Source organism: Microbacterium sp. Y-01 (assembly GCF_003856715.1).
Classification (GTDB): domain Bacteria; phylum Actinomycetota; class Actinomycetes; order Actinomycetales; family Microbacteriaceae; genus Microbacterium; species Microbacterium algeriense.
In genome coordinates this window covers 1,586,681-1,599,596 of record NZ_CP024170.1, presented here as the reverse complement: position 1 = coordinate 1,599,596, position 12,916 = coordinate 1,586,681, and the positions used below count along the sequence as shown (strand labels likewise).

General features: G+C 70.3%; 13 protein-coding genes. 7 read left to right on the top strand and 6 right to left on the bottom strand.

The window, feature by feature from the left end:
* Positions 1-74 precede the first annotated feature (74 nt).
* Positions 75-539, top strand: coding sequence for a hypothetical protein (locus CSX12_RS07430; RefSeq protein ID WP_124895374.1), 465 nt, complete (start codon positions 75-77; stop codon positions 537-539).
* Positions 540-551: 12 nt separating this feature from the next.
* Here CSX12_RS07430 and CSX12_RS07425 read toward each other — a convergent pair whose 3' ends face one another.
* Positions 552-2,492: a GDSL-type esterase/lipase family protein gene (locus tag CSX12_RS07425; protein WP_124895373.1), complete on the bottom strand. Its 1,941-nt coding sequence runs from the start codon at positions 2,490-2,492 to the stop codon at positions 552-554.
* A 194-nt stretch (positions 2,493-2,686) separates the two neighbouring features.
* Between CSX12_RS07425 and CSX12_RS07420 the strand changes: the two genes are divergently transcribed.
* From CSX12_RS07420 to CSX12_RS07415, 3 genes are all read left to right on the top strand, one after another.
* Entirely contained in the window at positions 2,687-3,217 is a 531-nt protein-coding gene (locus CSX12_RS07420; protein ID WP_241160583.1) for a VTT domain-containing protein, read from the top strand.
* A gap of 31 nt (positions 3,218-3,248) precedes the next feature.
* Positions 3,249-3,425 carry a DUF5302 domain-containing protein gene (locus CSX12_RS18480; protein ID WP_017203061.1) on the top strand — a complete coding sequence of 59 codons (177 nt, stop codon included), beginning with the start codon at positions 3,249-3,251 and terminating at the stop codon, positions 3,423-3,425.
* Between the two features lie 72 nt (positions 3,426-3,497).
* Positions 3,498-4,163, top strand: a complete 666-nt coding sequence (locus CSX12_RS07415; protein ID WP_124895371.1) for a phosphoribosyltransferase family protein — start codon at positions 3,498-3,500, stop codon at positions 4,161-4,163.
* Positions 4,164-4,228: 65 nt separating this feature from the next.
* Here the strand turns inward: CSX12_RS07415 and CSX12_RS07410 are convergent, their stop codons facing one another.
* The gene (locus CSX12_RS07410) at positions 4,229-4,873 is read right to left on the bottom strand and encodes an FMN reductase (protein WP_017203063.1); all 645 of its coding nucleotides are present in this window, start codon (positions 4,871-4,873) and stop codon (positions 4,229-4,231) included.
* A gap of 1 nt (position 4,874) precedes the next feature.
* Positions 4,875-6,101: an LLM class flavin-dependent oxidoreductase gene (locus CSX12_RS07405; protein ID WP_017203064.1), complete on the bottom strand. Its 1,227-nt coding sequence runs from the start codon at positions 6,099-6,101 to the stop codon at positions 4,875-4,877.
* A 113-nt stretch (positions 6,102-6,214) separates the two neighbouring features.
* On the opposite strand from CSX12_RS07405, the gene CSX12_RS07400 reads away from it, so the two are divergent.
* Positions 6,215-7,363: an acyltransferase family protein gene (locus CSX12_RS07400; RefSeq protein ID WP_124895370.1), complete on the top strand. Its 1,149-nt coding sequence runs from the start codon at positions 6,215-6,217 to the stop codon at positions 7,361-7,363.
* Positions 7,360-8,241, top strand: a complete 882-nt coding sequence (locus CSX12_RS07395; protein WP_124895369.1) for a serine hydrolase — start codon at positions 7,360-7,362, stop codon at positions 8,239-8,241. The genes CSX12_RS07400 and CSX12_RS07395 overlap by 4 nt, the downstream gene beginning before the upstream one ends.
* Before the next feature lie 3 nt (positions 8,242-8,244).
* Here CSX12_RS07395 and efeB read toward each other — a convergent pair whose 3' ends face one another.
* Genes efeB through efeU form a run of 3 tightly spaced genes read right to left on the bottom strand, consistent with a single transcriptional unit; the run spans position 8,245 to position 11,755 of the window.
* Positions 8,245-9,549 (bottom strand): iron uptake transporter deferrochelatase/peroxidase subunit, encoded by a 1,305-nt coding sequence (gene efeB / locus CSX12_RS07390; RefSeq protein WP_192576744.1) that lies wholly within the window; start codon positions 9,547-9,549, stop codon positions 8,245-8,247.
* A 35-nt stretch (positions 9,550-9,584) separates the two neighbouring features.
* Positions 9,585-10,817, bottom strand: a complete 1,233-nt coding sequence (gene efeO / locus CSX12_RS07385) for an iron uptake system protein EfeO (protein WP_124895368.1) — start codon at positions 10,815-10,817, stop codon at positions 9,585-9,587.
* Positions 10,814-11,755: an iron uptake transporter permease EfeU gene (gene efeU / locus CSX12_RS07380; protein WP_124895367.1), complete on the bottom strand. Its 942-nt coding sequence runs from the start codon at positions 11,753-11,755 to the stop codon at positions 10,814-10,816. Before efeU ends, efeO begins: the two co-directional genes overlap by 4 nt.
* Before the next feature lie 150 nt (positions 11,756-11,905).
* Here efeU and CSX12_RS07375 point away from each other — a divergent pair, with 150 nt between their 5' ends.
* Positions 11,906-12,910: a 2-oxoglutarate and iron-dependent oxygenase domain-containing protein gene (locus tag CSX12_RS07375; RefSeq protein ID WP_124895366.1), complete on the top strand. Its 1,005-nt coding sequence runs from the start codon at positions 11,906-11,908 to the stop codon at positions 12,908-12,910.
* The last annotated feature ends 6 nt before the right edge of the window (positions 12,911-12,916 follow it).

Here is a 12,916-nt window from a genome sequence, read left to right as displayed (position 1 = left end):
GCCGACAGACCGCGGCAACGCGCCGTTCACCCTGCGGATGCCGCGGCGTGACGCTCATCCGCTGTGCTGGGCCGATGCGAACGTCAACGATCGACTCCGCGGACCTCGACCCGACCGGCCTCCGACAGCGGGACGACGTCGTCCGGCTCGCCGCCGACGCCCTCGGCGGACGCATCTTCGGACGACGGATCGCCGTCCTCGCGCAGGGTCACGCGTCCGATGACCCAGCTCATCCCCTCGGCAGCGAGGTGGCGACGCGCCTCCGCGGGCTGGGAGCCGACGTGGCCGTGTACGGCGCTGTCGTCGATGCCCCGGCCACCGGGGGCGCGAGATCCGTCGCTGCGCGCGATCGCGATGAGGCCCTGCGCGAGGCGGACGCCCTCGTCGTCACCGCGTGGGACCACGACGGCTCTCCCCTGTCGCCGGAACGAGCGGGCGGACTCGTGCGAGGGCGCATCGTCGTCGACGTCTCCGGGGCTCTCGATGCGGCGGCGTGGCGCGCTGCGGGGTGGCAGCACGTCGGCGCGGGATCGCACTGACGACGGCGCGGCTCAGCGGACGACCGCGCCCCGCGGCGCCGCGGATCGGCCCAGGTACACGTAATCGTCGTGCTTCGCGTTCCGTCCGTCTCCGGCCGTGCGACCGTGCAGCCGCCGCCACACCCACGGCAGAGCGTGCCGGCGCCACCACACCCCGGCGCCGACGGGCTCGTGCTCGTGCAGCGCGGCGTCGAGCACTCCGAGGGCGTCGGCGTCCGGCACGCCGAGCAGCTCGCCCGCGCGGTACGCGAGGAAACGGTGGCCGCGGCTGCTGAGGTGCACCAGGTCCTCACCCCAGTTCGGTCGATCCGCCAGCTCCGGATGCAGGTCGGTGTCGATCAGGATCGCTCCCGTGCGTGCGGCGACGCCGGCGAGAGCGGTGGCGAACGCGGCGAACCGGCGCGTGTAGATCGACGCCGCCCGCCGCCCGGGGAGGAACGGCGTGACGAGGAGGACGTCGGCGCCGGTGCCCCGGAGCCTCCGGACGGCATCCTCCACCTCCGCGGCGAGCGCCGCGATGTCGACGCGGTGCTTCACGAGGTCGTTGGCTCCGATCAGGATCGAGACCAGGTCGGGGCGGAGCTCCAGCGCCCGTTCGAGCTGGACACCGCAGAGGTCTCGCACACGCTTCGACCGGATGGCGAGGTTCGCGTAGTGCAGCCCGCCTCGGGCGGCGAGGAGCAGCGCGAGACGGTCGGCCCAGCCGCGCAGCGCGCCATCGGGTGCCGGGTCGCACAGTCCCTCGGTGAGGGAGTCCCCCAGGGCGACATAGCGATGCCAGCGCCGCGGTGCGACCGGGAGTGGCGGCTCGGGTCGCACGATGCGGCGAGCGCGGGCGCGCACGTCCGACAGGTGCAGGGTCCGTGCCTCGTCGAAGTGCTCCAGGAGCTGATCGCAGACACTCGCCCAGCTGCGGTGCTGGACGCCCTCGCGACCGGCTTCCCCGAAGGCGCGACGTTTGCGCTGATCGCCGGCGAGGTCGGCCACGCGCAGACGCAGGTCCTCGAGGTCGCCCGGGCGGTACAGCCAGCCGTCGATCCCCATCCGCACGAGGTCCAACGGGCCGCCGCGCCCTGTGGCGACCACGGGCACTCCGCTGGCGTGCGCCTCCTGCAGCGTCTGCCCGAAGGTCTCGCTCTCCCCCGGGTGCACGAACAGATCGAACGAGGCCATCGCTGTGGCGAGCTCCGCTCCCTCGAGGTGACCGAGGAAGAGGGCGTCGGGCAGCAGCCGCTCCAGGCGGGGCCTGCTCGGACCGTCGCCGACGATGACGAGCCGGCTCCCCGGGATGTCTCGCAGCGCGGCCAGATCCTCGACCTGCTTCTCGGGCGCGAGCCTTCCCACGTAGCCGACCACGATCTCGGCACCCCAACCGGCCCGGAGGGGGAGGGAACGGTGCGAGGGGTGGAAGCGCTCGGCGTCCACTCCTCTGCCCCAGCGTCTGACCCGGTCGACCCCGAGCTCCGCGAGCTGTCCCGCCGACTCCGCGGACGGCGCCAGGGTGAGGGTCGCCCGCCGGTGCAGCCGGGCGATGTGGGTCTGCGCCAGCCCGGTGGTCGCCGCGATCCGGTAGCGCTCGGTGTAGGCCGCCACATCGGTCTGGTACGCGGCCACGGAGGCGACGGAGAGGGAGTCGGCCGCCAGGACACCGCGCCACCCCAGGGCGAACGGTGAGGCGAGGTGCACGACGTCCGGGTCGAACCGGCGCAGGGACGCGGCGATGCGGGAGGAGCTCGAGGTGCCGACCCGGACGTGGCGGTACCCGGGAAGCGGGAGGCTGGGGATCGCCTCGATCCGAGCGCCGGAGACCTGGTCAGGGGCGCCGAGCGCGGAGGGGGCGATGACGTGAGCCTCGTGTCCGAGATGTTCGAGGTGGCGGAGGATCTGCAGCACCGAGCCGGTGACGCCGTTCATGTGCGGAAGGAAGGACTCCGTGACGATCGCTACTCTCACAGCCCCAGGATGACGGCGATCGGCGGTGCCTCCGCCCGGAAACGACGCTGGGCACCGGATGTTCACCCGATGCTGGGCAGCAGGTCACCGGCTATCCCGTCGTTGGTTGCCGTTCACCCTCGGCGGGCACAGTGGACCGCGTGCCGACGGACCTGCTGACCGACCTGCTCACGTCTCCATGGAGTCTGGGTCTGATGAGCCTTCTCGTCGTCGGGGACGCCTTCTTCGTGGTCGTGCCCGGCGAGATCGCGGTGACGGCGCTCGGAGCGCTCGCCGTGACGTCCGGATCGCCGCCGTTGTGGAGCGTCGTGATGTGCGCGGCGCTGGCCGCGTCCGTCGGCGACGCGTGCTGCTACGTCATCGGACGACGGGTCGGCCTCGAGCGCTGGCGGTGGATGCGGACCCCGCGGGTGCGGCAGGCCCTCGGCTGGGCGGCGAAGCGGCTGGACGGCGGGACGGCCACGGTGCTGTTCACCGCCCGTTTCGTTCCGTTCGCGCGGCTGGCCATCAATCTCGTCGCTGGCGCCTCACGCATCCACCCGCCGCGCTACCTCGGACTCGTCGCGCTCGCCGCGACCGGCTGGGCGCTGTACCAGGCGGCCGTGGGCGCGGTCGTCGCGAGTGTCGTCCCCGGAGGTCCGCTGGTCGCCGTGCCCGTGTCGATCGTGTGCGCTGTCGGCCTGGGCCTGCTGATCGACCTGTGCGTGCGCCGCAGGAGAGGGTGACCAGCCGCAACGCGTGCTCTAGGCTCGGGGCATGAGCACCGAAGAAGGCGCCAGCTCCTCCGAGGAGATGAAGCGCAAGTTCAAGGAAGCGCTCGAGAAGAAGAACGCGCACCACCGGCAGGGCGAAGCCCACCTCGACGGCGACTCCGCCGTGCACGGTGCGGCCGCTCCGCAGACGCGGCGCGAGTTCCGACGCAAGAGCGGTTGACCACTCGGATGCGGGAGCCCGCTTCTTCGGGCTCCCGCATCCCCCTCCGTCATCCGACGACACGACGCAGCGATGACCACGAGGCCTGAAGCGGTCTTCGAGGACCGCGACGACGCGGCGGCACAGCTCGCAGAGCTGCTGTCCGGCTCCGTCCTGCCGGAACCCGTGGTCCTCGGGCTCCCGCGCGGTGGCGTGCCTGTCGCGGCCGTGATCGCCCGGCGCCTCGGTGCGCCCCTCGACGTCATCGTCGTCCGCAAGCTCGGCGTTCCGTGGCAGCCGGAGGTGGCCATGGGTGCGATCGGCGAAGCGGGGGTCCGCATCCTCGACGATCGCCTGGTCCACTCCCTGCGCATCCCCGCCTCCGAGGTCGCCGCCGTGGAGGAGCGGGAGCGTGCCCTGCTCGACGCCCGAGTGCGGATGCTCCGACGCGGCCACGCGCTCCGGCCCCTGGGCGGACGCACCGCGTTGATCGTGGATGACGGCATCGCGACGGGAGCGACCGCGCAGGCGGCGTGCCTCGTCGCCCGAGCCCTCGGCGCCGGCACGGTCGTCGTCGCGGCGCCCGTCGGTGCCCCGGATGCGGCATCACGGATCACGGCGGCGGACTCGGTCGTGTGCGTGCGGCAGCCCGCCGGTTTCGTCGCGGTGGGGCAGTACTACCGGCGCTTCGACGAGGTCCCGGACGACGAGGTCACGACCGCACTCGCCGGTGGAGCCGCCGCGGGTGACGACGCCTGACCGCGAGACGACGAAGTGCCCCGCTCCGGGTCAGGAGCGGGGCACTTCCGGTCGTGCTGCGCGGGTCACTCCCCCGCGAGGCCACCCAGCATGTGGCCGAAGGATCGCCCTTCGCCGAGGTAGGTCGCCGGGTCGTACGGATCGGCGACGGCGGTGACCTCCCGGCGGGCGATCGCGTCCGCCAGCTCCCTGGCGCCCTTCTCCACGCGCTTGGCGAGCGGGGCGACGTCGTCTCCGGAGCCTCCCCAGTCGCTGGAGGCCGCGAACACACCGGTCGAGACGGCCTCCGCGTGCAGGTAGGCGAACAGGGGCCGGATCGCATAGTCGATGGCGAGCGAGTGCCGAGCCGTCCCCGCGTTCGCACCGATGAGCACGGGCTTGCCGGTGAGGGCGTCGGGGTCGAGCACGTCGATGAACGACTTGAACAGTCCCGAGTAGCTCGTCGAGAAGATCGGCGTCACGGCGATGAGGGCGTCGGCCGAGACCACCGTGTTGATCGCGGTCTCCAGCGCCGGCGGCGCGAAACCGGTCAGCATGTTGTTCGTGATGTCGTGCGCGTAGTCGCGCAGTTCGATCACGTCGACGGTGGCCTCGATGTCGTGTTCGCCGAGCGCCTTGACGGTCTCCGCGGCGAGCCGATCCGCGAGCATCCTCGTGGATGAGGGGTTCGACAGTCCCGCCGCGACGACGGCGATGCGACGCGTGGTCATCTCAGGCCTCCTTCCGGCCGAGTCCGAATGCGGCGCCCGCCGGTGCTGGCGTGTCCTGGTACGGCGAGTCGCCGGTCAGGTTGTCGCCCCGGTTCGCACCGGGACGCGCCTGACGGGTGGGCCCGTCGCCGTACTGGGCCTTGACGCGCGACGCGTGGGTCGGGGCATCCGGCACGGCGGCCGGCCGGTCCTTCGCGAGCTCCTTGCGCAGCACGGGCACCACCTCGGAGCCGAGGATGTCGAGCTGCTCGAGCACGGTCTTCAGCGGCAGCCCGGCGTGGTCGATGAGGAACAGCTGGCGCTGGTAGTCGCCGTAGTGCTCGCGCATCGCGGCGTACCGGTCGATGACCTGCTGCGGCGAGCCCACCGTCAGCGGGGTCATCTCGGTGAAGTCCTCCATGCTCGGACCGTGACCGTAGACGGGCGCGTTGTCGAAGTACGGGCGGAACTGGTTCACGGCGTCCTGCGACTTCGCGGCCATGAACACCTGGCCGCCGAGGCCGACGATCGCCTGCTCGCGGGTGCCGTGCCCGTAGTGCTCGAAGCGCTGCCGGTACAGCTCGATCAGGCGCTGGTAGTGCTCCTTCGGCCAGAAGATGTTGTTCGCGAAGAACCCGTCACCGTAGTAGGCCGCCTGCTCGGCGATCTCGGGCGTGCGGATGGAGCCGTGCCACACGAACGGCGCGATGCCGTCGAGCGGACGCGGGGTCGAGGTGAAGCCCTGGAGCGGGGTGCGGAACTTGCCCTCCCAGTCCACGACGTCTTCGCGCCACAGCTTGTGCAGGAGCGCGTAGTTCTCGATCGCCAGCGGAAGCCCCTGGCGGATGTCCTGGCCGAACCACGGGTAGACGGGGCCGGTGTTGCCGCGGCCGAGCATGAGGTCCATGCGTCCGTCGGAGACGTGCTGCAGCATCGCGTACTCCTCGGCGATGCGCACGGGGTCGTTCGTCGTGATGAGGGTGGTCGACGTGGAGACGATGAGACGCTCGGTCTGGGCCGCGAGGGCGGCGAGGAAGGTCGTGGGGCTCGAGGACCAGAAGGGCGGGTTGTGGTGCTCGCCGATCGCGAAGACGTCGAGGCCGACCTCCTCCGCGTGCACGGCGATGGCCGTCGTCGCCTTGATGCGCTCCTGCTCGCTGGGGGTGATCCCCGTCGTGGGGTCGCGGGTGATGTCGCTGACCGACATGATGCCGAACTGCATCGCCTGCGCGCTGGACTGCTCGCTCATGATTGCTCCGTGTTTCTCCGAACCGGATGACTCGGCATCCGTTTCTATTCATTTGAATGTATATGGGTCAACGCGCTCAGAGCAACTTTATTCCCGGCCTGTAATCTCGAACGATGAGCAGTGCCGGGGCGGACATCGCAGGGCCCACGACAGGATCCGTTCAGCGCAGGCGACGACGCGTGCCCTTCTGGGACAACGCCCGCTACGCGTGCATCGTGCTGGTGGTCCTCGGCCATGCGATCCAGCGCCTCATCTACGACTCGGACATCGCGTTCGCGTTCTACCTGGCGCTGTACGCCTTCCACATGCCGGCATTCGCGATCATCTCCGGATACTTCTCGAAATCCGGCTCGCCCACACGCACCCAGATGGCGCGGGTCATCACCGACATCATCCTCCCCTACGTGATCTTCGAGACGCTGTGGACCCTCACGAAGTGGCTCGTCGAGGGAGAAGCCACACCCAACTTCACCCAGCCCAGCTGGACGCTGTGGTTCCTGCTCGCCCTCGGCATCTTCCGGCTCGTCCTGCCCTATCTCGCGCTGCTGCGCTGGCCGCTGCTGTGGACCGTGATCATCTCGATCGGATCCGGGTACCTCCCCAACGTCGACAGCACCTTCTCGCTCTCCCGCACGCTCGGCCTGCTGCCGTTCTTCGCCCTCGGCTGGTGGCTGCGCGAGCGGGGCATCGTCGACCGGCTGAGGCTGCTGGACTTCCGTCCGTGGTGGATCCGCGCGTGCGCGCTCGCCGTCTTCGCCGCGACCGGCTGGGCGGCGTGGAACTGGCTGCCGGTATGGCAGGCCGTCGATCTGCGGCACTGGCTCTTCTATGAGGACTCCTACTCCGACCTGGTCGGCGAGCAGTGGTGGGCGGGAGCGATCCGTGTCGCGCTGATGCTGCTCGCCGTGGTGCTGTGCGCCGCGTTCTTCGCGCTGATCCCCCGCGGCTCGTACTGGTGGACCACGTTCGGCCAGTACACGATGTACGTCTATCTCCTGCACTCCTTCGTGCTGTACCCGTTCCGGGAGAGCGGCGTTCTGCGGGACCTCGAACCCACCTGGATCTGGCTCCCCCTGGTGACCCTCCTGTCCGTCGTCGTCGCCCTGCTGCTCGCGACGAAGCCCGTGCGGTGGCTCTTCCGGCCGCTCGTCGAGCCGCGACCGCGGTGGCTGTTCCGGGACCCGGAGCTCGCGTCGCGCGAGGGGCGCCGGAACGATCCGACCGGTTCGCGCCGTCCGCGACCGGAATCGCGTGCGTCGTGAACGCGGCCGAGGCCGTGCGCGATCGCATCGTCAGCACCGTGGCCGCTTCGGGATTCGACGCCCACGGACTGCACGTGCGCATCGGCGCCGACGAGGCCGAGCACCGCTGGGCTCCGGATGTGCGCGAGGATGTGCACTCGGTCGCGAAGGGCGTGTGCGTGCTGGCCGCAGCCATCGCCGCGGATGAGGGTGCGATCTCGTTCGACGATCCGGTGATCTCCTCGCTTCCCGCTGTCGCGTACGGCGAGGGGGTCGACGAGGTGACGCTGCGCCATCTGCTGACGATGTCCAGCGGCATCGACCTGCCGTGGTCGGAGACGCTCATGACCGACTGGCCCGACCTCGCTGTCGAGTTCCTGCGCCGCCCGTCCAGGGGGCGGGTCTTCCAGTACTCGAACGCGAGCACCTACACGGCCATGACGGCCCTCGCGGCGCACGTGGGCGACGTCGGCGACTATGTCGAGCGCCGTCTCTTCCGACCGCTCGGCATCGACGGGGCGCACTGGGAACGCTGCCCCCTCGGGCGCATCGAGGCAGGCGGCGGACTGCATCTCCGCACCACCGAGATCGCGCGCATCGGACTCCTCCTCCGAGACCGAGGGATGTGGGAAGGTCGACAGCTCGTGTCGCCAGAGTGGATCGACGGCATGCACCGGAACGGCGTGATCGCCGGAGAGAACCCCGGCTACTCCCGGTATGCGCTCGCAGGCTGGGGCGGCCCCGGGCGCGCCTGGCGACTGCACGGAGCACACGGCCAGCTGCTGATCCTCCTCGACGACGCCGTGGTGACCGTCACCGCGGCCGACCACTTCGGCGCCGACGCCTTCGCCGCCGCGGTCGTCGACATCCTCGAAGACGCCGACGAGACGGCCGCCTGACGGTCAGGCGAAGAGTTCCGCTCCCACATACGACCCGGGGGCGGCTCCGGCGGGGATCGCCCAGATCCCGGATCCGACATGCCGGATGTACTCGTTCATGCGGTCCGTCGACAGGCGTCGCTGCAGCGCGATGAACTGCGCGGGGTCGCGCTGATAGGACAGGAAGAACAGACCCGCGTCGAGCCGTCCGAGCGCGTTGTTCCCGTCGACGTAGTTGTAGCCGCGACGGAGGATCCGCACGCCCCCGTTCTGCTCCGGATGGGCGAGACGCACGTGACTGTTCGCGTCGATCTCCGAGCCGTGGAAGTCCGGGGCGGTGAACTCGTCTCCGCCGGAGAGCGGTGCGCCCTCTCCCTTGTCCCTGCCGATGATCGTGTCCTGCTCCGACAGCCGCACGCGGTCCCAGGTCTCGATCAGCATCGCGATCTTCCGCGCGACGAGGTAGGAGCCGCCCGTCATCCAGGCGGGCTCGTCGTCGGCCGCCACCCAGACGTGATCAGCGAGGGCTGCGGCGTCATCGGCCAGGATGTTCGCCGTGCCGTCCTTGAAGCCGAAGAGGTTCCTGGGTGTGGCCTGCGTCGCCGTCGTGCGCGAGGTCTTGCCGAATCCGAGCTGAGACCACCGCAGCCGGGCGCGCCCGAAGGCGATACGGCTGAGGTTGCGGATCGCGTGCACAGCGACCTGGGGATCGTCGGCGCAGGCCTGGATGCAGAGGTCGCCGTGCGAGGCCTGCGGGTCGAGGTCGTCTCCCAGGAACGCCGGGAGGCGTTCGAGGCCGGCCGGACGCCTGGATGCGATGCCGTAGCGGTCGCCGTCCTCGTTCTCGAAGAGTCCGGGGCCGAACCCGATGGTGAGGGTCAGACCGGCGGCGGGAAGTCCCAATGCCTCCCCCGTGTCGTCGGGAGGCGCCTCGGCGGGACCGTTCACCGCGCCGCTCGCGCTCACCTCGAGCCCCTGCGTCATCCGCGCGGCCGCGTACGACCAGTCCTGCAGGAGGGAGATCAGGTCGTCGCGATCCGTGCGGGGCATCATGTCGAAGCTCGCGAAGTGCAGATGGTCCTGCACCGGGGTGGTGATGCCCGCCTGGTGCTCGCCGAAGAACTCGTACACGGGGTTCGCGCCCTCGCCGGCCCGAGCCCGCCCGAGCGCGACGCCGCCCGTGAGCCCCGCCCCCATGCCGACGGCGAGGCCGGCGACACCCCCACCGACGGCGAGTCCGAGCAGCCCTCGCCTGCTCAGCCCGCCCCCGGCGGACGCCGCCTCCGATGCCGCCGACGCGTCTGCGGTGTCGGCCTCCGACTCGTTCACTTCTGCGACCGTTCCTGTGCGCCGTGACCGGACCGTCAGTCGAGCACCGTGCCCGTGAGCTGCGAGAGCGGCTCGGCCAGCGCGTTGATGAGGTCCGTGAACTCGCGCTTGTCCGCGTCGGTCAGCTCCGCATATCCGACGAAGCCCTCGGTCAGCGAGCCGTGGGCCGCCAGCGACGCTTCCAGCGCCGAGTAGCCCGACTCGATCTCGGAGACCAGCTTCTCGCCGTCGTCGCCCTGGGCGGCCGCGAAGTCCTGGACGAGCGAGAACGCCATCTTCGAGCCTTCGACGTTGGCCGCGAAGTCGTACAGATCGGTGCCGGACCACCAGTCCTCCTCACCGGAGATCTTGCCCGTGGCGACCTCGTCGAGGAGCGCGATCGCGCCGTTGGAGATGCCGCCGATGCCCTGGTCGTCGAGCGCTGTCGTGAAGTCGTCGGAGTGCACGTAGTCGTACAGCTCCTGCACGTCCGCGAGCAGCAGATCGCCGAAGTCCGCACGCTCTGCCGGCGTCGAGGGCGCCCAGTCCTGCCAGGCCGGGGTCTCGCCGTCGGCGTTCAGGGCGTCCTGCGCAGGAACCCAGAGGTCCTTCTCGATGCGGTGGAACCCGGTCCAGTCGAGTCCCTCCGCGACCGCATCGACTTCGCGGTAGTCGATACGAGGGTCGAGGTCGCCCAGCGCCTCGGCGACCGGCTCGATGCGCTCGTAGAATGCCCGGGTCTGCGGGAACAGCGTGCGGGCGGTCTCATCGTCTCCGGACTCGTAGGCGGCGACCAGGTCCTCCACCGCGGGGACGAGCTGTCCGACCTGATCCTTCACGAACGCGCCGTAGAGGTCGACAGCCTTCTGCTTCTGCTCCGCGTCGGGTCCGTCGACGGCGACGCGGTCGCCCGTGACGGTGAAGGAGGCCCGGCCGACGCCCTCGCCGACCATGCCCGGCTTGCAGAGCGTGAAGTACTCCCCCGGCTGCGCCACCACGGTGAGCGTGCGCGACGCCGCAGGGGCGATGTTCTCGACCTCGCCGACGATGCGCAGGCCGTCCTCGGCGAGCAGGTAGAACTCGGACACCTGGTCGGTGTCGTTCGTCACGTCGAAGGTCAGGGTCCCGCTCTTCGCGGTGGACCCGGACACGGCGCAGTCGCCGTCCGTGGAGGAGACCTCGAAGGCGGCCGCGGCTTTCGCATCGCTCTTCGCGACGCAGCCGCTGAGGAGGACGGCGGCGGCACCAGCGGCCACCACCGCTGTCAGGACCCGGTGCGAGGTGATCATGCTGCTCCTTGCTGTGAGAGTGAGGGAGAGGAGGAGGACGCGGTCCTCTGCTCGCGCCGCGACGAGCGCGCCGAGCGGAGTCCGCGGACGTAGAGCCATCCGACGACGGCGATGTAGACGACCCATGCGACGACCTGCAACCAGGTCATCGCCGGCATGAATCCGACCGTGGCCTGGAGGATCGAGGCGAGGGCGCCGCCGGGCGCGATCGCCGAGGAGACGTCGAAGGCCCAGCCGAACGGGAAGGCCGCCCACCCCACGGCGACCGCCCCCGTGACCGGGTCGAGAGGCGCGGCGGCCGTGAACGGCCCCGGCAGCGCGCCGGCCTCCTGAAGGTCCATCAGAGCGTACGCGAGGACACCGGCGGCGACGATCACGAGGAAGCCTCCGGTCCAGGCGAAGAAGCGGCGGAGGTCGAGGCGCAGGGCCCCGCGCGAGATCAGCCAGCCGAGCAGGACCGCGACGGTGAGGCCGAGCAACGCTCCCAGCAGAGCGGAGGGCGCGTCGCCGAAGGACTGCACCATCGACCACAGCAGCAGCGTCGTCTCGATCCCCTCGCGGGCGACCGAGACGAACCCGATCGCGATGAGCGCCCAGAGACCGCCGGCCGTGAGGGCGCGATCGATCCCGCCCTCCAGCGTCGACTTCATCGTGCGGCCGGCCCGTTGCATCCAGAAGATCATCCAGGTGACCATCGCGACGGCGACCAGCGACAGCCCTCCGCCGATCAGCTCCTGCGCCTGGAACGTGAGCTCGTACGCCCCGAACGTGAGCACGGCCCCGATGGCGAGAGCCAGGGCGATCGCGAGCCCGACCCCGGCCCACATCTTCGGAAGAGCGTCGCGACGCCCGAGACGACGCAGGTAGGCGACGAGGATGCCGACGACGAGCGCGGCTTCGAGACCCTCGCGGAGCCCGATGAGGAAGGTGGCGAGCACGGAAGAACACTCTCTGATGGCGACTGAGGTAAGGCAGCCCTTACTCACGAGACTCTAGCATCGGGATCGCTCCGTCTCGAACACCGTGACCGGAAGTAATGGAGCGCAACAGAGCATGACCGGGTCGCTCCTCCGACGTAGCCTCGGTCCATGGCTGAACTCTCGCTCCCCATCCTGGATCTGTCCCAGCTCGACGAAGGCCCCGACGCCGCGGCTCGTTTCCGCGACGACCTCCGCGCCGCGACGCACGACGTGGGCTTCTTCTACCTCACCGGCACGGGGATCTCCCCCGACCTCGAAGCGCGCCTGCACCAGGCGGCGCTCGACTTCTTCGCCCTGCCCGAAGAGGACAAGCTCGCGATCGAGAACGTGAACAGTCCGCACTTCCGCGGGTACACGCGAGTGGGTGGCGAGCGGACGCAGGGGAAGGTCGACTGGCGCGAGCAGATCGACATCGGCCCCGAGCGCGAACCCGTCGACGGCGGCCCCGCCTTCAACCGGCTCACCGGCCCCAACCTCTGGCCTGCAGCCCAGCCGGAGCTGAAGGAGATCGTCACGGAATGGCACGACACCCTGACCGAGATCGCGCACAAGCTTCTTCGCGCCTGGGCTGTCACGCTCGGCGCAGACGAGACCTACTTCGACGAGCCGTTCCGCGATCCGTCGACTCTGATCAAGATCGTGCGGTACCCGGGCACGGACGAGCCGGAACCGCAGCAGGGCGTCGGAGCGCACAAGGATTCCGGTGTGCTGACGCTGCTGTGGGTCGAGCCCGGCAAGGGCGGACTCCAGGTCGAGCGTGACGGCGAGTGGGTCTCTGCTCCCCCGGTGCCCGGCGCCTTCGTCGTCAACATCGGCGAGCTGCTGGAATACGCCACCGGCGGATACCTCAAGGCCACGAACCACCGTGTGATCTCACCGCGGGCACCGGAGGAGCGCATCTCGATCCCGTTCTTCTTCAACCCCGCGCTCGATCAGCAGCTGCCGCTACTCGAGCTCCCCGCCGACCTCGCTGCCCAGGCGACCGGAGTCACCGAGGATCCCGGCAACCCGATCCATGCGACCTACGGCGAGAACGCGCTCAAGTCTCGGCTTCGTGCGCACCCCGATGTCGCCGCGATCCATCACCCCGACCTCGTCAGCGCGACCGCTTGAGGGACG